This is a genomic window from Streptomyces sp. NPDC031100 (assembly GCF_055570785.1).
In genome coordinates this window covers 45,980-66,906 of record NZ_JBVIGN010000007.1, presented here as the reverse complement: position 1 = coordinate 66,906, position 20,927 = coordinate 45,980, and the positions used below count along the sequence as shown (strand labels likewise).

The following is a 20,927-nucleotide window of genomic DNA, read 5'->3' as shown; positions in this document are numbered from 1 at the left end:
ACTGGCAGGTTCTCGTCAAAAATTTGGCCAAGTGGCGGACGATTGCCCGTCCGCGTGATCGGGTCTCCTGCGTTGCAGTGTCGATGCACGTCTGGGAGGTCCTGGTGTCCCTGCCCACCCGCAGAAGACGGTGGTTCACCGTCTGTGCGCTCACGGCGTCCGCCGCGCTCGTCGCGATACCCCCGTCCGCCGCCTCCGGACGCGGCGGCGCCAGCCCCTTCGGAGTCCGAGCGCTCGGCCAACTCGCCAAGGAGCGGGAGCAGTCGGTGGGCGCCATGTCCCCGCATCTGGCGGCCGAAGGCGACGACGGCGGCGAGGCGGACGAGATCGCCGAGGGCGCGGACCAGTACGCCGAGGCCCGCACCTCACCCGGTGTCGTGGCCCCGGGCGCGTACGGCGCCGCCTGGCGCAGCCTCCAGAACCTCCCGGAGACGGACGGCAGGTGGCGCAGCGTCACCTACCTGCCGTACAACTCCGACGACCAGCGCTACCGCGACATCGACTCCAACTCCAGCGGCGGAGCGGGCAACGTCACCGGCCGGATGGCCGCCGTCGCGGCCGACGACGACGGCTACGTCTACGCGGGCAGCGCCGGCGGCGGAGTCTGGCGCTCGCGCAGCGGCGGCGGCCACTGGCAGCCCATCAGCGACCGGCTGCCCGCGCAGTCCACCGGCGCCCTGGCCCTCGACGGAGCGGACCGGCTGTGGCTGGGCACCGGCGAGGCCACCACCAACGCGGACGCCTACCTCGGCAGCGGCGTCTACGTCCTGGCCCACCCGCACCACGGCACCTTCTCGCCGCGCCGCCGGGTCGGCGGGGACGAGCTGGAGAGCACCACCATCCACCAGCTGCGCTTCGGCGGCGGCAAGGTGTGGGCGGCCACCAGCACGGGCGTGTGGAGCCACTCCACGAAGCAGCTGAGCGGCCCCTGGAAGCAGGAGTTCGCACCCAACCCCGACTATCTGCCGGGCGGTTCGAAGGCCGACGACCCGAGCGCCCCCTACAAGAACATCGCCAACGACATCGCCATCGACCCCACGGACCCGTCCAAGGTGGTCCTGGCCGTCGGCTGGCGCAGCGGCGACGACTACAACGGCTTCTACACCCGGTCCGGCGGCACCTGGACGCGGATCACCAGCGGTCTCGGCGACCTGCCCGGCGACGCGGACAACGTCGGCGACGTCACCTTCGCCCGCTCCGCCGACGGCTCCCGCTACTACGCCATCGAGCAGTCGCCGGAGCAGCTCGCCACCAACCCGGACAGCGGCCTCGAGGGCATCTTCGTCTCCAAGTCCGGCTCGCCGACCGGCCCCTGGACGAAGATCGCCGACTACAAGGCTCTCGCCGCCGACGGCTCGGCGCTGACCTCGCCGGGTTACATGCCGGGCGTCCAGGCCTGGTACAACCAGTTCCTCACCGTCGACCCGAGCGACCCGCAGCACGTGTACGCCGGGCTCGAGGAGGTCCACGAGACCAAGGACGGCGGCAGCACCTGGTCCGCTGTCGGCCCGTACTGGAACTTCGGCTTCTCCTGCTGGAGCATCGACCCCGCCAAGCAGACCGGCGACTGCAACCAGAGCACCCACCCCGACCAGCACGGCGTCGCCATCGGCCGCTACCACGGCAAGAGCTGGGTGTACGTCGGCAACGACGGCGGCGTCTACAAGCGCCCGGTCAACGGCTCCCAGGACGCCTCCGGCCACGCCACCGACTGGACGTCCCTCAACGACGGCACCATCGACACCCTCCAGTACTACTCCGTCGGCATCGGCAAGGACCTCGACCACGGCGGCCTCTCGGTCACCGGCGGCCTGCAGGACAACGGCCAGTCCGTCCTGCGCAGCAACGACACGGTGATGGGCTCCAACTTCGGCGGCGACGGCGGCGACACCCTCACCGACCCCGCCAACGGCTGCAACATCGCAGAGGAGTACGTCTACCTCGCCATCCAGGTCACACAGAACTGCGCGGTCAACGACGGAAGTTGGACCACGGACCCGAGCAAGGCCACGTCGTACAACGTCGCCCCGGCCGACAACGCCACCAGCGAGGCCCGCTTCATCGCCCCGCTCGCGGCCGACCTGAAGAACGCCTCCACCTGGATCGCCGGCGGCCGCCACATCTGGGTGCAGAGCCACGGCTACGCCATCCGCAGCGGCTCGGAGTGGACCGCGGTGCACGACTTCGGCAAGGGCCGCGTCGCGACCGCCGTCGCGGCCTCGGGCGGGAAGATCTACGCCGCCTGGTGCGGACCCTGCAACAACCAGGGCTTCGCCCGCGGCATCGCCGTGGGCAACGCGGACGGCACCGGCTGGCACGACATCACCCTGCCGGTGGACGGCACCGTACCCAACCGCTACCTGAGCGGCTTCGCCATCGACCCGAAGAACGCCGACCACGTCTTCCTCGCGGTCAACGGCTTCTCCCGGCACTGGACCGAGGGCCCGGGCGCGGGCGTCGGCCATGTCTTCGAGTCCACGGACGGCGGCACCACCTGGCAGGACGTCTCGGCGAACCTCCCCGACGTGCCGACCGACTCCGCGCTGGTGACGGCGGACGGCGGCCTCGTCGTGGCCACCGACCTCGGCGTCGTCTACCGCGCACCGGGCCGTACGACGTGGCAGCGCGTCGGTGACCTGCCGGCCGTCGCCGTCCTCCAGCTCAAGACGAGCCCCGACGGCGGCACCCTGTATGCGGCCACCCACGGCCGGGGCATCTCCACCATCAGGCTCCGCGACCTCGACTGAGCAGCGCGGACGCGTGAGGAACGGGTGATCCCGCTGGCTGCGGGGTCACCCGTTCTGCGGGTACGGCACCACGTGCACGTCCAGCGTGAAGACGCCCCGCGCGGCACCCGCCACGTCCGGCGCCTTCGCGGAGACGGTGACCCGGGCGGTACCGCCCCGGGTGCCCGCGCAGCGCAGGGTGGCGTGCGCGGTGCCGTCCGCGTCCACCTGCCAGCCGGCGGGCAGGACGAGGGCGGGCGCGGAACTCCGCACGGCGGTCCAGCGCTTGTCGTCCAGCCGTGGCCGCAGCAGGAGCGTCACCACGGCGCCGGGCCGTACGCACAGTTGCCGGACCCGGTCACCGGGGGAGACGGTGACCTGTACGTGCCCGGCGGCACAGCTTCCGGCCGACGCGGGAGGAGAAGCGGACGTGGGCGTGGCCGCGCCGCCGGACGGTTCGGAGGCCTGCGCCGGGGACGACGGCCGCGGTGAGCGACTCGCGCCCCCGCCCGTCGGTGCCCCGCACCCCGCCAGCACGACGACCGCGGCCACCACGCACCCACCGGCCCACCACCGCATGCCCACACCTCCCGGCCTCCCGGTACGCCTCCCAGGATGCCCCGGCGTCGGTCTCCGTGCCGTACCGCCCGGCCCACCTCCGTGCGCAGGGCCACGAAGCCGGGCAGGCTCCGCGTGGTGATCTGATCGCGCTTGCCGGGCAGGTCGACCGGCAGGTCCCGGACGACGCGGGAGCCCGGGCCGGCGGAGAGGACGACGACCCGGTCGCCGACGTACACGCTCTCGTCGATGTCGTGGGTGACGAAGACGATGGTCGTGCCGTCGGCGCGGTGCACCTCGAGGAGCAGGTCCTCCAGGTCCTCGCGGGTCTGGGCGTCCAGGGAGCCGAACGGCTCGTCCATGAGCGGCAGGGAGGGGCGGCACACCAGCGCGCGGGCGATGGCGACGCTCCCCCAGTGCCTCAAGGGCCTGGGGGCACCCCCGGCTGCATACCGCCGGAGAGCTGCCGCGGATGCCGGCGGGCCACCCCGTGCAGTCCGACGCGCTCCAGGATGGCCTCGGCCTCGGCGTGCCGGGCTGCCCGGCCGAGGCCCCGGCGCCGCAGCGGCAGGGCCACGTTGTCGCGGACGGTGAGCCACGGCAGCAGCGAGCGGCCGTAGTCCTGGAACACGACCGCGAGCCGGTCGGGCACGCCGGTCACCGGTGCGCCGTCGATCGTGATCGTGCCCTCGTTCACGGGCAGCAGCCCGGCGACGGTGCGCAGCAGGGTGGACTTCCCGCAGCCGGACGGCCCGACCACGCACAGCAGCTGGCCGTCGGGCACGGTGAGGTCGATGCGGTCCAGCACGAGGTGATCGCCGTAGCGCCGGCTGACGGAGTCGAGGCGCAGCATCCGTCACCCGGCCCATGGTTCGTACAGGGTGCCCGTGCTGCCGGTCACCCGCAGATGGAGCAGGAACGGGCCCGCGTCGTCGCCCCGGCCCAGGGCGTGGTCCAGGGCGGTCGGCAGCTCGTCGGGGTGTTCGGCGCGGGCCGCCGGGCAGCCGAAGGACTCCGCGAGGGCCGTGTAGTCGATGCCGCCGATGTCCGTACCGGGGACGGGCTGGACACCGATCCGGCGGCCCAGCGCGCCGACCGCCGCGTATCCGCCGTTGTCGAGGAGGACGTAGGTGACCGGCGCCGCGTACCGGGCCGCGCTCCACAGTGCCTGCACGGAGTAGAGCGCCGAGCCGTCGCCGACCACGCACACCAGCCGGCGTCCGTCGGCGAGCGCGCGGCCGGCCGCCAGCGGCAGACCCCAGCCGAGCGCTCCGCTGCCCGTAGTGAGGAAGCCGCCGGTCATCTCGACGGGCACGCGCGCGTGCAGCGCGGGCAGCGCCTGGACGCTCTGCTGCACGGGCCGGATGCGCACCTCCAGGCCCTCCTTGGCGAACAGGTCCCCGGTCCCGGGCGGGATAGAGGGCCGCCGAGTCGGTGAGCGGCAGAGCCGCCACGGTCAGCACCTGCCGCCCGCCGCCGGAGGAGGATCCCCCGCTCTCACAGCCCGCGAGGATGAGTGCCACGGCGGCGATGACCGCCGCGAACCTGGTTCGTCCCGATCGTGATCGACGTAACGCCGTACGGCCATGCGCACCCGTGATTGTCATGATCGCTACATGTGGGGGCGCGGTTTTCGTCGGCTGGTGTATGTCCGGGGAGCCGGGAAGGTGACATCGCGGTGGCCGCCCTGGACGGCATCGAGTCCGGAGCCCACGAGGTGCTCGGCGACGAGGTCAGGCCCCGTCCCGGACGCGACCGGATGTGGATCCTCGGTCTTGCCCGCCCCGCCGTTCATGCCGTACCTCTGCCACCGGTCGAGGTACCGGAACGGGACGGTGGGGGTGGATCCGATGGCACGCATCCTGGTGATCGGCGGCGGCATCGCGGGCACGGCGGCCGCGCTGGGCCTGCACAAGGCCGGACACGACGTCGCCGTGTTCGAGGCGCACCCCGACACCGCCGAGGACATAGGCGCCTTCCTGACCCTGGCGACCAACGGCATGCGCGCCCTGGCCCAGCTCGACGCCACGGACGCCGTCACGGCCGTCGGTTTTCCGCTGACTTCCCTGCGCCTGCTCGACAGCCAGGGCGCCGAGGTCACGCAGGCACAGCTCGCCGGTGCCCACGACCCCGCCCTGCGCTACCGCTGTCTGCGCCGCGGCGAGCTGAACGCGGCCCTGCAGGCGGAGGCGGTCCGGCGCGGCGTACCCCTGCGCCACGGCGCCCGCCTGGTGTCCGTGGACGACGGCCCCGACGGCGTCACCGCGCACTTCGCCGACGGCAGCACGGCCACCGGAGACCTGCTGATCGGCGCGGACGGCCTCAGCTCGGCCGTGCGCCGGCTCGCCGTCACGCCCGCGGCGCAGCCCCGGTACGCGGGCCAGCGCGTCTTCTACGGCTACACGGACGGCGACCTCGCGGGCGACGGCACCGGCGCCATCACCATGGTGCGCTGCACCGAAGCCGCCTTCGGGTACGCCGTCTCGCCGACGGGGGAGACGTACTGGTTCGCCCGCGTCGCCGGTGACCCGCTGCCCGTCGGCCGACCGGATCACAGCACGGCCGCCGAACGGCGCGACGAACTGCTCCCGCTCCTGCGCAAGGACACCACGCCCGCCGCGGACATCGTCGCGGCCTGCGCCGACCGCATCATGGTCACCAACGCCACCGAGATGCCGCTCGGCGCCCCCTGGCACACGGGCCGCGCCCTCCTCATCGGCGACGCGGCCCACGCGGCCTCCCCGGCCACCGGCCAGGGCGCCTCGATGGCGCTCGAGGACGCCGTCGTCCTCGCCAAGGCCCTGCGCGACACCCCCGATCCGCAGACCGCGTTCGCCCTCTACGCACACCACCGCCGCCCGCGCGTCGAGCACAACATCACCGTCAGCGGCGGCATATCCCGCGGCACCCACACCCCGTCACGCACCGGTTCCGCCGCCCCCGGCGCCGCGCGCGAGGACGACGCACTGATCCGCCAACTGGCCTGGGAGGCACCGCTTCTGGCCGACTGAACGGCGCGCCGCTGCGAAAGTGCAAGAGGCGGAGCATGGGAGTCCATTGCCGGGGCAACCACCGGGACCGGATCGTTCCGGTGCAACCGGCCCTTCGGCAACAAGGAGCACCCGTGCGACTCTTGAGCAGAGCAGGCGGCGCCCTGGCCGCGGCCGCCGCCCTGGCCCTGGGCGGCGGCACACCGGCCCCCGCGTCCGCCACGCCCCCGGCCGCCGACACGACGTACACCGTGACCGTCGGGACACCGGTGCCGTTCGCCCACCCCACGGACACCCCCGCCACCCCGTACACCGACGAGGACGGCACCTTCCACTACCAGCAGTCCGCCGCCCTCTACGGCGCCAAGGACCCGCGCACCTGGGACTTCTACACCGGCAAGGACTTCGACACCGCCACCTTCGACAAGACGCTGAGCAAGGCGGTCAACCCGGCCAACGCCCAGGACCGCAACGACGACACCACCTGGCGGTGCAACAACAGCCCGACCGGCCGCGAGGCGACGTACGCCCCGAGCGGCTCGGGCTACGCCCAGAAGAACTACTGCGACCTGTCCGGGGTCTGGGTCGACCCCGACACCGGCGACTGGTACGGCCTGGTGCACAACGAGTTCACCCCGCAGCCCTTCGGCGACGGACTGCACTACGACGCCATCGACTACGCCGTCTCCACCGACCAGGGCCGCACCTGGACCGTCGAAGACCACGTGATCACGTCCCCGTACAGCACCGAGCGCGGTGACACGACGGCCTTCCCGCACCAGACGTACTCCTACGGCGACGGCGACCAGCGGCTCTTCGTCGACACCGCCTCCGGCTACTTCTACGTCTATTACGGCTCCCGGATCATCGACAAGAGCGGCGGCTGGAAGGCCTTCTACGAGCACGTGGCCCGCGCCCCGATCTCCGCGAAGATGGCACCCGACTCCTGGCGCAAGTGGTACGACGGCGCCTGGTCCCAGCCCGGCACCGGCGGCGAGGAGAGCAACATCGTGCCCGTCGACGCCGGCCATCCCACCGGCTACACCCCCGTCTCCGGCGAGTACGACCCGGCCAACACCGGCACCGCCGCCGAGCAGATCGCGGCCGGCACGATGCCCCCGACCTCGCCGCTGTTCGTCATGAACATCGCCTACGACGCCCACCTCGGCCTCTACATCGGCGAACCGCAGGCCGTCGACCAGAGCGGCACCTCACCGCAGTACCTCTACGCCACCGACGACCTGGCCTCCCAGAAGTGGCGCCTCATCGGCGACACCGGCCGCTACACGAACGCGTCCTGGTACCGCTGGTTCCTGGACCCGGCCAACCGGACCAGTTCGACCATCGTCGGCAGGACCTTCCGCTCGTACTGCGCCTTCGGCTGCTCCCACGACGCCTCCGGCGAGTACGTCGACGTCACCGTCGACGCCGACCGGCCCGCCGCCCCGCCCGTGGACACCACCCGCAGCTACCGCATCGCCGCCGGCACGGGCCGGGTCCTCGCACAGAGTTCCGGCGGCTCGACCACGACGTCCGTCGCATCCCCGACCGGCTCGTCCCGGGAGTCGTGGACCTTCACGCCCACGGGCGACGGCGCGTTCACCATCGCCAACGCGGCGAGCGCCCGTCTGCTGGGCGTCAACTCCGGCTCCACCACGGGCCGCGCCTGGGGCGCCAGGCCGACCGTCACCGCGGCACCGGCCGGCGGGCCGGCCGTCGGCCAGCAGTGGTTCCTGATCCGCAGCGCCTCCGGCGACGGCACCTACCGCCTCGTCAACCGCTACAGCGGCCTCGTCCTCGCCCTCTCCGGCACCTCCGGCCGGCGTGCCGAGACCACTCCGGTACGCAACTGGACGGACACGAGCGGCAGTTCCGTCGGCGGCGGCCGCACCGCTGCCGAACAGACCCTGTCCCTCACCCCGACCGGACAGGCCCACAAGCGGTGATCGACTCCGGGCCCGCCGCCCCGGCGGGCCCGGACCTATGCTGTGCGCATGCTGATCACCAACGGGGAGTCCGACGCCCAACTGGCCCTGGCCGCCGCCCAGGCGGGCGCGGACGTGGTGCACGCGATGTACGGGGAATCCCTCGCCCGCTTCGAGAAGTCCGCCGGAGACTTCGCGACGGCGGCCGACCTCGCTGCCGAGAAAGCCGTCCTGGAGGTGCTGCGCGACGCGCGGCCCGACGACGCGGTGACGGGGGAGGAGAGCGGCAGCACCGGATCCGATGCGTCCCGGCGCCGCTGGCTGGTCGACCCGCTGTGCGGCACCCTCAACTACGCGGTGCGGAACATGCTGGTGGGGGTGAACGTGGCCCTGCGGGTGGGCGACGAGATCACGGCGGCCGCGACGGCCGACCCCTTCAACGGCGAGGTGTTCTGGACGGACGGGCATCAGACCTGGCTGCGACGCGACGGCAAGGACGAGTCGGCGGAGCCCTCGCCGCACTCCCGGCTTGTCGACGTCAACCTCGATCCGCCGTTCCCCAACGCCCCCGGCTTCCAGGCGGTCAGGCTGCTGGCCCACCCGGACTTCGCGCAGCGGTTCCGGCCCCGGGTGGTCTCCACGACCCTCGCGGTCGCCTGGGTCGCCGCCGGCCGCCGGGCCGCGTACGTCACCGACGGCGACCTGCGCGACAGCGTCCACTTCGCCGCCGGGATCGCCCTGTGCCGGGCCGCCGGCTGCACGGTCACCGGCATCGACGGCCGCCCCGTGCACACTGGCGCGGGCGGGCTGATCGCGGCGGCCGACGCGGAGACGCATGCGGCGCTGCTGGCGATGGCCAAGGACCAGACACGGCAGCAGGTCTAGGGCGGCTCTTCTGGATCACCTGCGCGGCGTCCGCCCGAGGCTGCCGACGGGCTGCCAGGGAGGTCAGTTCGTGCAGCCGGAGGTGGTGTTCTCCGGGGCGCAGTTGTCCGGTTGGTTGTTGCGCACCCTGGAGCCGTTCAGCTGCACCGTGCCGGTGCCGTTGAAGATACCGCCGCCGCTGCCCGGTCCGCCGTTGGCGGTGTTGCGCGTCACCGTGGCGGTTCAGAGTGGTCGAGCCGCCGCCGTCGTTCACGATGCCGCCGCCGGTGGTCGCCGCGGTGTTGCCGCGCCCCGTGGAATGGTCCAGTGTCGCCGTGCCGCCGGAGCAGTTGAAGATGGCGCCGGTGCCGCCGGTCGAGTTGTTGCTCACCGTGGTGCGACGCACCGTCAGTCACCACCCACGAGGCCTGGGGTCTGGGCAGCTAATGCAACTACACGGCCGATCCCATGATCGTCCAGGCGCACGGCTTCCAGGTCCCGGCCACGTCGGGCATCTCGATGCACGACCTGCTGGTGATCTCCCTCGGCGGCAAGGGCCAGTACGCCCACGTCGTCAACGACACGCCCGAACGGCGTACGGCTCAGTCGCGTGCCGCGGCCGGAGTCTCGCGGCGGGACGGGACCGAGTCCCGAGGCGAGGCCGATCTGCCGCGGGTGCGGCGGCCGCGCAGCAGCAGGCGTCTGGCCGGGCGCTCCACCGCCTCGTACAAGAGCCACGACAGCGCGAGGGAGACGGCGAACGCGACGGCGGTGACCGCGAGGCCTGCCACCACCCCGAACTGCGGCTTCGTCCCCAGCAGGTGCTCGCCGGCGCGCAGGACCAGCAGGTGGATCATGTAGAAGGCGAACGACAGTTCCCCCAGCCGCACCAGCCGCCTGCGCCGCCACAGCGACGGCAGCCCGTGCAGATCCGCGACGGCCGCCGCCGGAATGAGCAACGCGAACCCGGTGAGGGTGCAGACCGTGGCGGAGTAGCCGGGCGTGACCTGCGGGACCAGGAAGTACCCGATGATCGCCAGGGCCAGCGAGGCCTCCAGACCGGGCCCGCGCCAGCGGCCGAGCAGCACCAGCCGGGCCGTGACCGTACCGAGGACGAACTCGGGGAGGCGGGCGGCGGGCAGGGAGTAGATCGACTCCCTCATCCAGTGGTGCGCGTCCGCCCAGGCCAGGACCAGCACCGCCACGACCGACAGCCCGCCCAGCGCCGTCGCGCCCCGGGCGCCGAGCCGGCGCAGCAGCAGGAACAGCAGCGGGAAGGCGGCGTAGAAGAACGCCTCGCAGGCCAGCGACCAGCTGACCGGGTTCAGCGTCTGCCACCAGGGTTGCCACCACGAGTGCAGCAACAGGAGGTTCGCCAGCGCCTGCTTGGGCGTCGGTCTCGCCTGATGGTCGAGTGTGTACGCCATGGCGAGCGCGACGGCCAGGGTGACCAGGTGCACCGGGTAGATCCGCGCGATGCGCCGCCGCCAGAAGGCGAACGCACGGTCCCGCGGTCGCGCGGACCACGTCAGCACGAAGCCGGACAGCACGAAGAAGAACGACACGCCCGAGGCGCCGGCCCCGAAGCCCCAGAACACGATGCGACCGGCGTGTCCCCCGAAGTAGCCGAAATTGTTGATGTGCAGGCCGAACACCAGCAGCGCCGCGATCCACCGCAGTCCGGTGAGGGACGGCAGGGACGACGAGGTGGCGGGCGGGGAGGGTCTGACGGAGCCCGGGCCCGTGGCCGCGTCGGTTCGTGCGGGCGGCGTCCGGGTCGCCCGGGTCGTCGCCGTCGTCATCCAATCACCTGCCGCAGAAGGTTCGCGTGGGGCATGAAGGGGAGCGTTGCCCGTTCGCCCCCTCTTCATCACGTCATGCTGCAAACATCACACTGCTGCCGAACGACGGAACCCTCGGTATGCCACGGACGGTCGGACCGGGTGCACCCATATGAGTGAAGGCCCCGACCGGCCCCGGGGTGCCACCGGCGTGCCGTGCATCGACCGGTGCGCGCGCTACCGCATCTGCCTCAACTCGGCTCGCCATGGCGCGAGTTGGGGAAGACGTCACAGGAGCGCCTGGCTCGTGGCAGGAGCGCTGTCCGGCGGCCGGCCGTTCGCACCGCGCGGTGGCTGCCCCGGCGCGGCGCCGGGCCTTGCGCACGTTCCGCTCGGCCTGCCGGGCCCGCTCTCGGGTGCTCCACTTCTGCGCGCGGGCCTTCCTCTCGTGCCTCTTGCGCCCGCCGCGTCCGTCCCGCAGCTCTCGCAGCTCTCGCAGCCGCCCCTCCGCCCCGGCCGACCGCCGAGCCGCCTCCTCCGCCTCCCCTGCGGCGGGAGACGCCTCCTCCTCCCGGGGGCGCGCCCGGGCAGGGTCTCCTCGACCTCGCGCTGGACGCCCTCGCCGACCGGATGACCCGCCTTGGCATCCGGCCGCCGCGCCTGCCTCCCCAAGGCACCGATCACCTCGGTCTGCTGGCGGGCGAGCGGCGCAACTCTGCACCGAGCCCCAGCAGCGAGGGGGGCTTCCTAGGGCAGCCTGCGGACGAGGAGATTGCCGGCCCAGGCGGACAGACCCGGCCCGCCGCGACTTTCGCCGCCTGATCCTCACCCTTCGGCCCCCTGCCGTAGACCATCGGGGGACGGCGCAGGCGGGCCTGCTCCCGCCAGGGTGACCGTATGCAGAAGACCGAGCAGACCGAGAAGACCGAGAACATCGAGCGCGCCAAGAGTGCCGGCGGACGCGGAATCAACCGCGCACAGTTCCTCGCGGGCACGGCCTCCGCCGGCCTCGCCGCCGCGCTGCTGCCCGCGGGCACGGCTCGGGCGGCGACGGAGCGGCGGCGCGGGCTGCGCCATCGGGGTGTCGTGTACACGGTCGGCGAGGGCGAGACGCCGGCCACGGGGTTCACCATGGCCCGGATGCGCAAGGACATGCGTGCGATCCGCGACGACCTGCACGCCGACACCGTGGACGTCACCGGCGACGGCGTGGAGCGGCTCACGGCCACCGCCGCGGAGGCCGCGGAGCGGGGCCTGCACGTCTGGCTGCAGCCGACCCTCGGGGACGTCGCCGAACGGGACATCCTGGAGCACCTCGCCGAGACCGGCCGGTTCGCCGAGCGGCTGCGTCGGCAGGGCGCGAGCGTCGACTTCAGCGTGGGCTGCGAGTTCTGGCTCTTCGTGCCCGGCATCGTCCCGGGCGACACCGTCCTCGAACGCATCCGGAACCTGCTGGACGGCAAGGTCGACCCGGTCAGGATGCAGCGCCGCCTGGACCGCTTCACTGCCAGGGCGGCGGCGGTCGGCCGGTCTGTCTTCAGTGGACGGCTGAGCTACGCGGCGGCCCAGGACGACCGGGTCGACTGGAGCCTGTTCGACATCGTCGGGATCGACTACTACTCGTACTTCCCGCGCCGCGCCGACTACGTACGGGAGCTGCGGCGCCACCTGCGGTGGGGCAAACCTCTGGCGATCACCGAGTTCGGCACCTGCGCCTACGTCGGCGCACCCGAGACCGCGGGCATGGGCTGGAACGTCGTCGACCACGACAAGGACCCCGAGGAGATCAAGGGCGATCTGATCCGCAGCGAACGCATCCAGGCCGACTACCTCATGGAGCTCCTCGACGTCTTCGCCTCGATGAACCTGTACGCGGCGATGGCCTTCGAGTTCGTGACCCTCGACGCTCCGCACCGGCCCTGTGACCCCCGTCACGACCTCGACCTCGCCGGCTACGCCATCACCAAGGCCCTCGAGGACCGCCCGTTCGACCCGGCCTCCCGCCGGCACTGGGAGCCGAAGGAGGCCTTCCACGCCCTGGCCCGCCGGTACGCGAGGGACGCGTGCGGCGGCTGACGCGCTCACCCGTTCGGAGGACCGCTCGGCTCGGCGCGCCGCCGGGTGGGACGTACCGCCACATGATGCCTCCGTGCCTGCGCGTGCCGGTCGCGCCACCGGCTGTGCGGAGCAACACCACGCGCAGGCGAACACCTGCCTACGACACGAAGCCAGAATTGCATCGTTCGTTTTCTTGAATCAGTCGTGTTTATCGGGGTAGGTTCGGGGTCATGACCGCATCCCAGACTCCGACCACCGCCGAAGAGCTGCGCGGTGTCGGCCTGCGGGTGACGGCCGCCCGTGTCGCGCTGCTCGAAACCGTCCGCCACGGCGATCACCTCGATGTCGAGGCCATCACGTCCGGCGTACGCGATCGCGTGGGCCACATCTCCGTCCAGGCCGTGTACGAGGCGCTCCACGCCCTCACCGCGGCCGGACTCGTGCGTCGTATCGAACCGCCCGGCAGCCCGGCCCGGTTCGAGGGACGCGTCGGGGACAACCACCACCACCTCGTGTGCCGCTCGTGCGGCGTCGTCGCCGACGTCGACTGCGCGGTCGGCCACGCCCCCTGTCTGACCGCGGCCGACGACCGCGGCTTTTCGATCGACGAGGCCGAGGTCATCTACTGGGGCCTGTGCCCCGACTGTTCCAGCGCCGCTACCGCAGCACCGTGAACCCCTCAGTTCGGAAGGATTCCCCCATGTCCGAGAACACCCCTGCCGAGGCGAAGTGCCCGGTCGCGCACGACCGTGCCGCGCACCCGACCCAGGGCGGCGGGAACCGCCAGTGGTGGCCGGACCGGCTCAACCTGAAGATCCTTGCGAAGAACCCCGCCGTGGCCAACCCGCTCGGTGAGGACTTCGACTATGCCGAGGCGTTCCAGGCCCTCGACCTCGCCGCCGTGAAACGGGACATCGCCGAGGTGCTCACCACCTCGCAGGACTGGTGGCCGGCCGACTTCGGCAACTACGGCCCGCTGATGATCCGCATGGCCTGGCACAGCGCCGGCACCTACCGCATCAGCGACGGCCGCGGCGGCGCCGGCGCCGGCCAGCAGCGCTTCGCCCCGCTGAACAGCTGGCCGGACAACGGCAACCTGGACAAGGCCCGCCGTCTGCTGTGGCCCGTGAAGAAGAAGTACGGCCAGAGCATCTCCTGGGCCGACCTCATGATCCTCACCGGCAACGTGGCGCTGGAGCAGATGGGCTTCGAGACCTTCGGCTTCGGCGGCGGCCGCGCCGACGTCTGGGAGGCCGAGGAGGACGTCTACTGGGGTCCCGAGAGCATCTGGCTCGACGACAAGCGCTACACCGGCGACCGCGAGCTGGAGAACCCGCTCGGCGCCGTCCAGATGGGCCTCATCTACGTCAACCCCGAGGGCCCCAACGGCAACCCGGACCCGATCGCCGCGGCCCGCGACATCCGTGAGACGTTCCGCCGCATGGCGATGAACGACGAGGAGACCGTCGCCCTCATCGCCGGTGGCCACACCTTCGGCAAGACCCACGGCGCGGGCCCGGCGGACCATGTCGGCGCCGAGCCCGAGGCCGCCTCGATCGAGGAGCAGGGCCTGGGCTGGAAGAGCACCTACGGCACGGGCGTGGGCAAGGACGCCATCACCAGTGGCCTCGAGGTCATCTGGACCTCGACCCCGACCCAGTGGAGCAACGGGTTCTTCAAGAACCTCTTCGAGTACGAGTACGAGCTCACCCAGAGCCCGGCCGGCGCCCACCAGTGGGTGGCGAAGGACGCCCCGGAGAACGTCCCGGACGCTTTCGACCCGGAGAAGAAGCACCGCCCGCGGATGCTCACCACCGACCTGTCGCTGCGCTTCGACCCGATCTACGAGCAGATCTCCCGCCGCTTCTACGAGAACCCGGACCAGTTCGCGGACGCCTTCGCCCGCGCCTGGTTCAAGCTGACCCACCGTGACATGGGCCCGAAGTCGCTGTACCTCGGCCCGGAGGTCCCGGAGGAGACCCTGCTGTGGCAGGACCCGCTGCCGGCGCGCGAGGGCGAGCTGATCGACGGCGCGGACATCGCGTCCCTCAAGGCCAAGCTCCTCGACTCGGGCCTGACCGTCTCGCAGCTGGTGTCCACCGCGTGGGCGTCCGCCTCCACCTTCCGCGGCAGCGACAAGCGCGGCGGCGCCAACGGCGCCCGTATCCGCCTGGAGCCGCAGCGCAGCTGGGAGGCCAACGACCCCGACCAGCTGCGGCACGTCCTGAGCGTCCTCGAGGGCATCCAGCAGGAGTTCAACTCCGGCGCCAAGAAGGTCTCCCTGGCCGACCTGATCGTCCTCGGCGGTGCCGCCGCGATCGAGAAGGCGGCGGCGGACGCCGGCGTCGACGTGGAGGTTCCCTTCACGCCGGGCCGCGTGGACGCGACCGAGGAGCACACGGACGCCGAGTCCTTCGCCGCGCTGGAGCCGGCCTGGGACGGCTTCCGCAACTACGTCGGCAAGGGCACCCGCCTCCCGGCCGAGTACCTGCTGCTCGACAAGGCGAACCTGCTCACCCTGAGCGCCCCCGAGACGACGGTCCTCGTCGGCGGCCTGCGCGTCCTGGGCGCCAACACCGCCGGGTCCGCGCACGGCGTCTTCACCGACACCCCGGGCACGCTGACCAACGACTTCTTCGTCAACCTGCTCGACCTGGGCACGACCTGGAAGTCCACCTCCGAGGACCAGCACACCTTCGAGGGCCGTGACGCCGCGACGGGCGAGCTGAAGTGGACCGGCACCCGTGCCGACCTCGTCTTCGGCTCCAACTCCGAGCTGCGCGCTCTCGCCGAGGTCTACGCCTCCGACGACGCGAAGGAGAAGTTCGTGAACGACTTCGTCGCGGCATGGGTCAAGGTGTCGAACCTGGACCGGTTCGACCTGGTCTGATCAACGCGCCGAGGGCGCCCGGGCCGACCCCATGCGGGCCGGTCCGGGCGCCTTCGCCGTTGTACCGGCCTCAGCGGCCCAGCGTCGCCGCGCCGGCCTGCGCGTACCGCTCGTCCAGGTCGCCCGACGGGGCGCCCGCGACGCCGATGCCCGCGACGGGGGCGCCCTTGGCGGTGACGGGGGCGCCCTTGGCGGTGACGGGGGCGCCGCCCGCGAGGAACAGGGTGCCCGGGATGTCCTTCAGGTTCGGCGCCTGCTCCAGACGCTTGGCCAGCTCGGACGTGGGCGCGTTCCAGGACACCGCGGTGAACGCCTTGCGCTGGGCGGACTCGTACGACTGCGGGCCCGCGCCGTCGCCGCGCAGGGTGACCAGGGTGTTGCCGTTGCGGTCGACGACCGCCACCGACACCTGCCGGCCGTCCTTCTCGGCCGCGTCCACCGCAGCCTGCGCCGCCTTCGTGGCCGCGTCGAGGGTGAGGTGGGTGCTCTCGGTGAGGTTGCCGTTCCGGGCGGCCACGGCGGCGGGCGCGGCGCTCGTGGAGTCGGCGGCGCTGGCGGCGACCGTACCGACGGCACCGGCAACGGCGACGGCGAGGACCGCGCCGCCGACGAGGACGCGGACACGGCTGGACGGCTTCTTGCGGCTGGGCATGACCAGGGGCCTCTCTGCTGCGGGAACACGGGGGCGGAATCGCTCCCGTACCGATCCTCGGCCCGGAACCGGCGCCTTCCCGTCGACGGACCGGTGGTCACGGGGGTCATCCGATCGGATGACCCCCAGGGCGCCGGGTCAGGGGACAATGAAGGGTGTTTGCCCAGTTCAGAGCGATGATGAGGGAGTAGTCACAGGTGCCCGAACGCGACGACACCCGCGCCCTCACCGTCGTCATGCACACGGCGTTCTTCGTGCTGCTGGCCGCATCCCTCGCCCGCTACCTGGCCCGGCACGCCGACGGCCCGCGCACCCCCTGGATCATCGCCCTCACCGTCCTGCTGGCGGCGCTCTACGTGCTCGGCCCCGCCCTCGGCACCCGCCCCACCCCGCGCCGCCTGGCCTGGCTGGGCCTGGTGGTGGGAGCCTGGGCGCTCCTCGTGGTCCTCGCCCCGAGCTACGCCTGGTGCGCGGTCCCCCTGTTCTACACCGGCCTGAGCACCCTCCCGGCGCGCACCGCGATCCCGCTGGTGGCACTGCTGACGGCGCTGGCCGTCGCGGCCCAGCTGAGCCTCGCCGGCTGGCCCGACCCCAATGTGCTGGTCGCACCCCCGGCCGTGGCCGCCGTGGCCACCACCGTCTACGTCGTCATGCAGCGCCAGTCCGCCCGCCGGGACGCCCTCATCGCCGACCTCGTCCGCACCCGCCGCGAACTGGCCGCCACCGAACGCCGCGAGGGCACCCTCGCCGAACGCGAGCGGCTGGCCCGGGAGATCCACGACACCCTCGCCCAGGGCCTGTCCAGCCAGCGGATGCTCCTGCAGGCCGCCGACCGGCTCTGGGACACCGCCCCGGACACCGCCCGCGACCACGTCCGTACGGCCGCGTCGATCGCCGAGCGCAGCCTCACCGAGGCCCGCCGCTTCGTCCACGACCTGACCCCGGCCGACCTGGCCGAGGGCGGCGGCCTGCTCCAGGCCCTGCGCGCGGTCGCCGAGCGCGAGACGACCCCCGCGCTCACCGTGCGCGTCCACACCGAGGGCACCCCGCCCGCCGCGCTGCCCGCCCCCGTGGAGTCCGCCCTCCTGCGCATCGCCCAGGGCGCGCTCGCCAACGTCCGCGAACACGCGGCCGCCACCACCGCCACCCTCACCCTGACCTGCCTGGACGACCAGATCGTCCTGGACGTGACGGACGACGGCCGCGGCTTCGACACCACTCGGGCCCCCGCCACCGAGGGACGCGGCCACGGCCTTGCCGCCATCCACGCCCGCCTGCGCCAGCTGGGCGGCACCCTGACCGTCGAATCGACCCCGGGCAAGGGCACGGCCCTGTCGGCCGCGATCCCGCTGGAGCCCCGATGACCGGCACACCCGAGACGCCCCACCGGGCCCCCGTCCGCATCCTCGTCTGCGACGACCACGCCGTCGTACGCGCCGGCCTGCTGGCGCTCCTGCACAGCGCCCCGGACATCGACGTCGTCGGCGAGGCCGGCAGCGGCGAGGAGGCGCTGGCACTCGCCCGCAAGACGGCGCCGGACGTCGTCCTGATGGACCTGCAACTGGGCGAGGGCCTGGACGGCGTTGAGGCCACCCGCCGGCTGCGCGCCCTCACGCCCGCGCCGCACGTCCTTGTCCTGACGACGTACGACACGGACGCCGACGTCACCCGCGCCATCGAGGCCGGAGCCACCGGCTACCTGCTCAAGGCGGAGCGCGCCGAGGACCTCTTCACCGCGATCCACGCCTCCGCCCAGGGCCGCCCCGCCCTCTCCCCGCCGGTCGCCGACCGCGTCATGTCCCGCCTGCGCAACCCCCGCCCGGCCCTCACCCCGCGCGAACGCGAGATCCTCGCCCACCTCGCCCGGGGCCTGCCCAACCACGCCATCGCCCGCGCCCTGTACATCAGCGAGGCCACGGTCAAGACCCATCTCCGTCGGATCTACGACAAACTGGGCGTGGACACGCGGGCGGGTGCCGTGGCCGTGGCGAAGGAGCAGCGGCTGCTGCCCTGAGACGGTCATGCCGCCGGATGCTCTGCTGTGGCGGTACGGCGCCGCCTCCCGCAGCGTGGCAAGGGGGACCGAACGACGAGGCCGGTGCCCCGGCCGCGAGACGAGAGAGGTGGCACGCATGGAGACGGAGGTTTCCCGGCCCCGGGTCGTGGTGGGTGTCGACGGGTCACAGTCCTCGTATGCGGCCCTGCGCTGGGCCGTGCGCTACGCCGCGCTGCTCGGCGGCACCGTGGACGCGGTGTCCGCATGGGAGCTGCCGGGCCTGTACGGCTGGTCCGGGCCCCCGGTCGACATGGACGTCGACGAGGAGGCCGCCCGGGAGCGGATGGCGCGGGAGTTGTCCGAGGTGCTCGGTGCGGAGACGTCCGCCTCGGTACGGCCGCTGGTCGTGGAGGGCAACCCCGCCGACGTCCTGCTCAGGGCCGCGGAGGGCGCCGAGATCCTGGTCGTCGGCAGCCGCGGGCGCGGTGGATTCGCCCGCGCCCTGCTCGGCTCCGTCAGCCAGCACGTGACGCAGCACGCCACCTGCCCGGTGGTGGTCGTGCGTCCCGGGGCGGCCTGAGCCGGGGTCACGAGCCGACCGGTCGGCCCTGGTGTTCCCCGGAGTCGCGATGGTCCAGGTGGGAGGCGAGGACCGCCGCCTGGACGCGGCGCTGCACGCCCAGCTTGGCCAGCAGCCGGGAGATGTGGTTCTTGACGGTCTTCTCCGACAGGTACAGCTTCCGGCCGATCTCGCGGTTGGTCAGGCCGTCGCCGATCAGGGCCAGGATGTCCCGTTCGCGCGCGGACAGGCCCGCCAGCTCCGGCGGCAGCGACGGCGCCGCGGCGGGCTCGCCCCGCAGGGAGCGCATGAGGCGGGCCGTGGTCGCCGGGTCCAGCATCGACTGCCCCGAGGCGACCGTGCGGATCGCGGACACCAGGTCCGAGCCCTTGATCTGCTTCAGTACATAGCCGGAGGCGCCGGCCATGATCGCGTCCAGCAGGGCGTCCTCGTCGTCGAACGAGGTCAGCATCAGACACGCCAACTCCGGCATCCGGTCGCGCAGTTCCCGGCAGACCGAGATGCCGTCGCCGTCCGGGAGACGCACGTCGAGCACGGCGACGTGCGGGCGCAGGGCCGGTCCGCGGGCGAGGGCGTGTTCGGCGGTGTCCGCGTCGCCGACCACCCTGATGTCCGGCTCGGCGTCGAGCAGATCGGCCAGGCCGCGGCGCACGACCTCGTGGTCGTCGAGCAGGAACACGCGGATCGGGTCCTGCTCCGTGAATGTGCGTGTGTCGGTCATGACGACCTCTCGTTCCCCGATGGCGGCAGACTGCGAGCTGTCCACCAAACCGATCATCGTCCCCCGGCCCGCCCGGCGCCAGGGCCGATCGGCCCCCTTGCGCCGCTTCCCGTGCGTGCCGGATGCGCGCCGGATTCCGCCCGGACGCTTCGGCGAGCCGCTCGCTCCGCCCGCGAGGGCCACCCGGCCCCGGCCGGGGCCGGGTGGCCCCTGCATCCGCTGCCGCGGCACCAGCAGGCTGGAGGCGCAGTCCTCATCCCGGTCCGCACCCCTGGAGGTGGAGGCCATGCCCCTCGTCGTCGGTGTCGACGGCTCCGCATCCAGCCTGAGGGCTGTGGACTGGGCGGCCGACACGGCAGCCCGCCGTGAGGAGTCGCTGCGGCTGGTGTACGCGTCCTTGTGGGAGCGCTACGAGAGCGCCTCGCTCGGCGTCGGGCCCGACAGGCCGCCCGAGCAGGTGATGGCCGAGGACATCGTTGCGACCGCCGAGCGGCGAGCCCGCACCCGGCAACCGGGACTGCGCGTCACCACCGAGGTGCTGCCCGAGGAACCCAAGGACGCGCTGGTACGGGAGAGCCGGTCCGCCCTTGCGGTGGTCCTGGGCTGCCGCGGCCGCAGCGGTCTGAGCGAGGCGCTCCTCGGCTCCGTCGGCGTGACGGTGGCCGGGCTGGCGCACTGCCCGGTGATCGTGCTGCGCGGCTGCCACGACAACCAGGCACGCTCCGGGGCACGCGGCCGGGTCGTCGTGGGCGTCACCGCCGATCCGGCGGGCTCGGCGGCCCTGCGCTTCGCGGCCGAAGAGGCCGGCCTGCGCGGGGTGCCCCTGGAAGCCGTACGCGCCTGGCACCACCGGACCGTCGGCCACCTGCTGGGGAGCGGCGAGCGGGGCGGGCCGGAGGAGGACGCCGTGCGGGTGCTGGCGGAGGCCTTGCGGGACGTCCCCGCCGGACTGGAGGTCCACCGGCGCTCCGTCGAAGGCCGGCCCCGTGACGCCCTGCTGGCCGCGTCCCGCGAGGCCGACCTGCTGGTCGTCGGGACCCGGCGCCGCCCGGGCCGCCTCGGACCCCACCTCGGCCGCATCGCCCACGGGGTGCTGCATCACGCGGCATGCCCGGTGGCCGTGACACCGGAACCCTCCTGACAGCGACCGCACCCTGCCGACACCCGACGACACCTCGGAGTCCTC

At 72.9% G+C, this 20,927-nt stretch carries 18 protein-coding genes and 2 pseudogenes; 12 read left to right on the top strand and 8 right to left on the bottom strand.

Annotated features, from left to right (window positions below; genetic code table 11):
• Positions 1–104 precede the first annotated feature (104 nt).
• Positions 105–2,747 carry a WD40/YVTN/BNR-like repeat-containing protein gene (locus tag ACZ5DS_RS20580; RefSeq protein WP_468241259.1) on the top strand — a complete coding sequence of 881 codons (2,643 nt, stop codon included), beginning with the start codon at positions 105–107 and terminating at the stop codon, positions 2,745–2,747.
• A gap of 45 nt (positions 2,748–2,792) precedes the next feature.
• Here the strand turns inward: ACZ5DS_RS20580 and ACZ5DS_RS20575 are convergent, their stop codons facing one another.
• From ACZ5DS_RS20575 to ACZ5DS_RS20560, 4 genes and pseudogenes are all read right to left on the bottom strand, one after another.
• Positions 2,793–3,050 (bottom strand): acetyl-CoA synthetase, encoded by a 258-nt coding sequence (locus ACZ5DS_RS20575; RefSeq protein ID WP_468240478.1) that lies wholly within the window; start codon positions 3,048–3,050, stop codon positions 2,793–2,795.
• Positions 3,051–3,364: 314 nt separating this feature from the next.
• Positions 3,365–4,137: pseudogene (locus ACZ5DS_RS20570) on the bottom strand (ABC transporter ATP-binding protein); the annotation flags it as partial.
• 3 nt (positions 4,138–4,140) lie between these two features.
• Positions 4,141–4,656 carry a thiamine pyrophosphate-dependent enzyme gene (locus tag ACZ5DS_RS20565; RefSeq protein ID WP_468240475.1) on the bottom strand — a complete coding sequence of 172 codons (516 nt, stop codon included), beginning with the start codon at positions 4,654–4,656 and terminating at the stop codon, positions 4,141–4,143.
• Positions 4,657–4,896: 240 nt separating this feature from the next.
• Positions 4,897–5,145, bottom strand: coding sequence for a hypothetical protein (locus ACZ5DS_RS20560; protein ID WP_468240473.1), 249 nt, complete (start codon positions 5,143–5,145; stop codon positions 4,897–4,899).
• Here ACZ5DS_RS20560 and ACZ5DS_RS20555 point away from each other — a divergent pair.
• The 3 genes from ACZ5DS_RS20555 to ACZ5DS_RS20545 all read left to right on the top strand — a co-directional run bounded on the left by ACZ5DS_RS20555 (position 5,135) and on the right by ACZ5DS_RS20545 (position 9,084).
• Positions 5,135–6,295 carry an FAD-dependent oxidoreductase gene (locus ACZ5DS_RS20555; RefSeq protein ID WP_468240471.1) on the top strand — a complete coding sequence of 387 codons (1,161 nt, stop codon included), beginning with the start codon at positions 5,135–5,137 and terminating at the stop codon, positions 6,293–6,295. The two genes, ACZ5DS_RS20560 and ACZ5DS_RS20555, sit on opposite strands and share 11 nt — an antisense overlap.
• A gap of 113 nt (positions 6,296–6,408) precedes the next feature.
• Positions 6,409–8,220 (top strand): RICIN domain-containing protein, encoded by a 1,812-nt coding sequence (locus ACZ5DS_RS20550; protein WP_468240468.1) that lies wholly within the window; start codon positions 6,409–6,411, stop codon positions 8,218–8,220.
• A 48-nt stretch (positions 8,221–8,268) separates the two neighbouring features.
• Positions 8,269–9,084: an inositol monophosphatase family protein gene (locus ACZ5DS_RS20545; RefSeq protein ID WP_468240466.1), complete on the top strand. Its 816-nt coding sequence runs from the start codon at positions 8,269–8,271 to the stop codon at positions 9,082–9,084.
• A 63-nt stretch (positions 9,085–9,147) separates the two neighbouring features.
• Here ACZ5DS_RS20545 and ACZ5DS_RS20540 read toward each other — a convergent pair whose 3' ends face one another.
• Positions 9,148–9,297: a hypothetical protein gene (locus ACZ5DS_RS20540; protein WP_468240464.1), complete on the bottom strand. Its 150-nt coding sequence runs from the start codon at positions 9,295–9,297 to the stop codon at positions 9,148–9,150.
• 168 nt (positions 9,298–9,465) lie between these two features.
• Here ACZ5DS_RS20540 and ACZ5DS_RS20535 point away from each other — a divergent pair.
• A pseudogene (locus ACZ5DS_RS20535) lies at positions 9,466–9,648 on the top strand (coagulation factor 5/8 type domain-containing protein); the annotation flags it as partial.
• A gap of 17 nt (positions 9,649–9,665) precedes the next feature.
• On the opposite strand, the gene ACZ5DS_RS20530 reads toward ACZ5DS_RS20535, so the two are convergent.
• Positions 9,666–10,865 (bottom strand): acyltransferase family protein, encoded by a 1,200-nt coding sequence (locus ACZ5DS_RS20530; RefSeq protein ID WP_468240462.1) that lies wholly within the window; start codon positions 10,863–10,865, stop codon positions 9,666–9,668.
• 876 nt (positions 10,866–11,741) lie between these two features.
• On the opposite strand from ACZ5DS_RS20530, the gene ACZ5DS_RS20525 reads away from it, so the two are divergent.
• The 3 genes from ACZ5DS_RS20525 to katG all read left to right on the top strand — a co-directional run bounded on the left by ACZ5DS_RS20525 (position 11,742) and on the right by katG (position 15,792).
• Positions 11,742–12,920, top strand: a complete 1,179-nt coding sequence (locus ACZ5DS_RS20525) for an abortive phage infection protein (protein WP_468240460.1) — start codon at positions 11,742–11,744, stop codon at positions 12,918–12,920.
• Between the two features lie 212 nt (positions 12,921–13,132).
• On the top strand, positions 13,133–13,576 hold the full coding sequence (locus tag ACZ5DS_RS20520; protein WP_468240457.1) for a Fur family transcriptional regulator: 444 nt from the start codon (positions 13,133–13,135) through the stop codon (positions 13,574–13,576).
• 26 nt (positions 13,577–13,602) lie between these two features.
• Entirely contained in the window at positions 13,603–15,792 is a 2,190-nt protein-coding gene (gene katG, locus ACZ5DS_RS20515) for a catalase/peroxidase HPI (RefSeq protein WP_468240454.1), read from the top strand.
• 70 nt (positions 15,793–15,862) lie between these two features.
• On the opposite strand, the gene ACZ5DS_RS20510 is transcribed toward katG, so the two are convergent.
• Positions 15,863–16,444 carry a GlcG/HbpS family heme-binding protein gene (locus ACZ5DS_RS20510; RefSeq protein WP_468240452.1) on the bottom strand — a complete coding sequence of 194 codons (582 nt, stop codon included), beginning with the start codon at positions 16,442–16,444 and terminating at the stop codon, positions 15,863–15,865.
• 236 nt (positions 16,445–16,680) lie between these two features.
• Between ACZ5DS_RS20510 and ACZ5DS_RS20505 the strand changes: the two genes are divergently transcribed.
• The 3 genes from ACZ5DS_RS20505 (at position 16,681) to ACZ5DS_RS20495 (ending at position 19,020) form a co-directional block, all read left to right on the top strand.
• Entirely contained in the window at positions 16,681–17,808 is a 1,128-nt protein-coding gene (locus ACZ5DS_RS20505) for a sensor histidine kinase (protein ID WP_468241257.1), read from the top strand.
• Positions 17,805–18,458 (top strand): response regulator, encoded by a 654-nt coding sequence (locus tag ACZ5DS_RS20500; protein ID WP_468240449.1) that lies wholly within the window; start codon positions 17,805–17,807, stop codon positions 18,456–18,458. The genes ACZ5DS_RS20505 and ACZ5DS_RS20500 overlap by 4 nt, the downstream gene beginning before the upstream one ends.
• Before the next feature lie 118 nt (positions 18,459–18,576).
• Entirely contained in the window at positions 18,577–19,020 is a 444-nt protein-coding gene (locus ACZ5DS_RS20495; RefSeq protein WP_468240447.1) for a universal stress protein, read from the top strand.
• Positions 19,021–19,027: 7 nt separating this feature from the next.
• Here the strand turns inward: ACZ5DS_RS20495 and ACZ5DS_RS20490 are convergent, their stop codons facing one another.
• Entirely contained in the window at positions 19,028–19,741 is a 714-nt protein-coding gene (locus ACZ5DS_RS20490) for a response regulator (RefSeq protein WP_468240445.1), read from the bottom strand.
• A 286-nt stretch (positions 19,742–20,027) separates the two neighbouring features.
• Here ACZ5DS_RS20490 and ACZ5DS_RS20485 point away from each other — a divergent pair, with 286 nt between their 5' ends.
• Positions 20,028–20,882 (top strand): universal stress protein, encoded by an 855-nt coding sequence (locus ACZ5DS_RS20485; RefSeq protein WP_468240442.1) that lies wholly within the window; start codon positions 20,028–20,030, stop codon positions 20,880–20,882.
• The last annotated feature ends 45 nt before the right edge of the window (positions 20,883–20,927 follow it).

Bases quoted from the DNA above. Each gene is read 5' to 3' on its own strand.
- ACZ5DS_RS20555 (WP_468240471.1), top strand. From the start codon at position 5,135: ATGGCACGCATCCTGGTGATCGGCGGCGGCATCGCGGGCACGGCGGCC.
- ACZ5DS_RS20560 (WP_468240473.1), bottom strand. From the start codon at position 5,145: ATGCGTGCCATCGGATCCACCCCCACCGTCCCGTTCCGGTACCTCGAC.
- ACZ5DS_RS20545 (WP_468240466.1), top strand. From the start codon at position 8,269: ATGCTGATCACCAACGGGGAGTCCGACGCCCAACTGGCCCTGGCCGCC.
- ACZ5DS_RS20530 (WP_468240462.1), bottom strand. From the start codon at position 10,865: ATGACGACGGCGACGACCCGGGCGACCCGGACGCCGCCCGCACGAACC.
- ACZ5DS_RS20525 (WP_468240460.1), top strand. From the start codon at position 11,742: ATGCAGAAGACCGAGCAGACCGAGAAGACCGAGAACATCGAGCGCGCC.
- ACZ5DS_RS20520 (WP_468240457.1), top strand. From the start codon at position 13,133: ATGACCGCATCCCAGACTCCGACCACCGCCGAAGAGCTGCGCGGTGTC.
- katG (WP_468240454.1), top strand. From the start codon at position 13,603: ATGTCCGAGAACACCCCTGCCGAGGCGAAGTGCCCGGTCGCGCACGAC.
- ACZ5DS_RS20510 (WP_468240452.1), bottom strand. From the start codon at position 16,444: ATGCCCAGCCGCAAGAAGCCGTCCAGCCGTGTCCGCGTCCTCGTCGGC.
- ACZ5DS_RS20505 (WP_468241257.1), top strand. From the start codon at position 16,681: ATGCACACGGCGTTCTTCGTGCTGCTGGCCGCATCCCTCGCCCGCTAC.
- ACZ5DS_RS20500 (WP_468240449.1), top strand. From the start codon at position 17,805: ATGACCGGCACACCCGAGACGCCCCACCGGGCCCCCGTCCGCATCCTC.
- ACZ5DS_RS20495 (WP_468240447.1), top strand. From the start codon at position 18,577: ATGGAGACGGAGGTTTCCCGGCCCCGGGTCGTGGTGGGTGTCGACGGG.
- ACZ5DS_RS20490 (WP_468240445.1), bottom strand. From the start codon at position 19,741: ATGACCGACACACGCACATTCACGGAGCAGGACCCGATCCGCGTGTTC.
- ACZ5DS_RS20485 (WP_468240442.1), top strand. From the start codon at position 20,028: ATGCCCCTCGTCGTCGGTGTCGACGGCTCCGCATCCAGCCTGAGGGCT.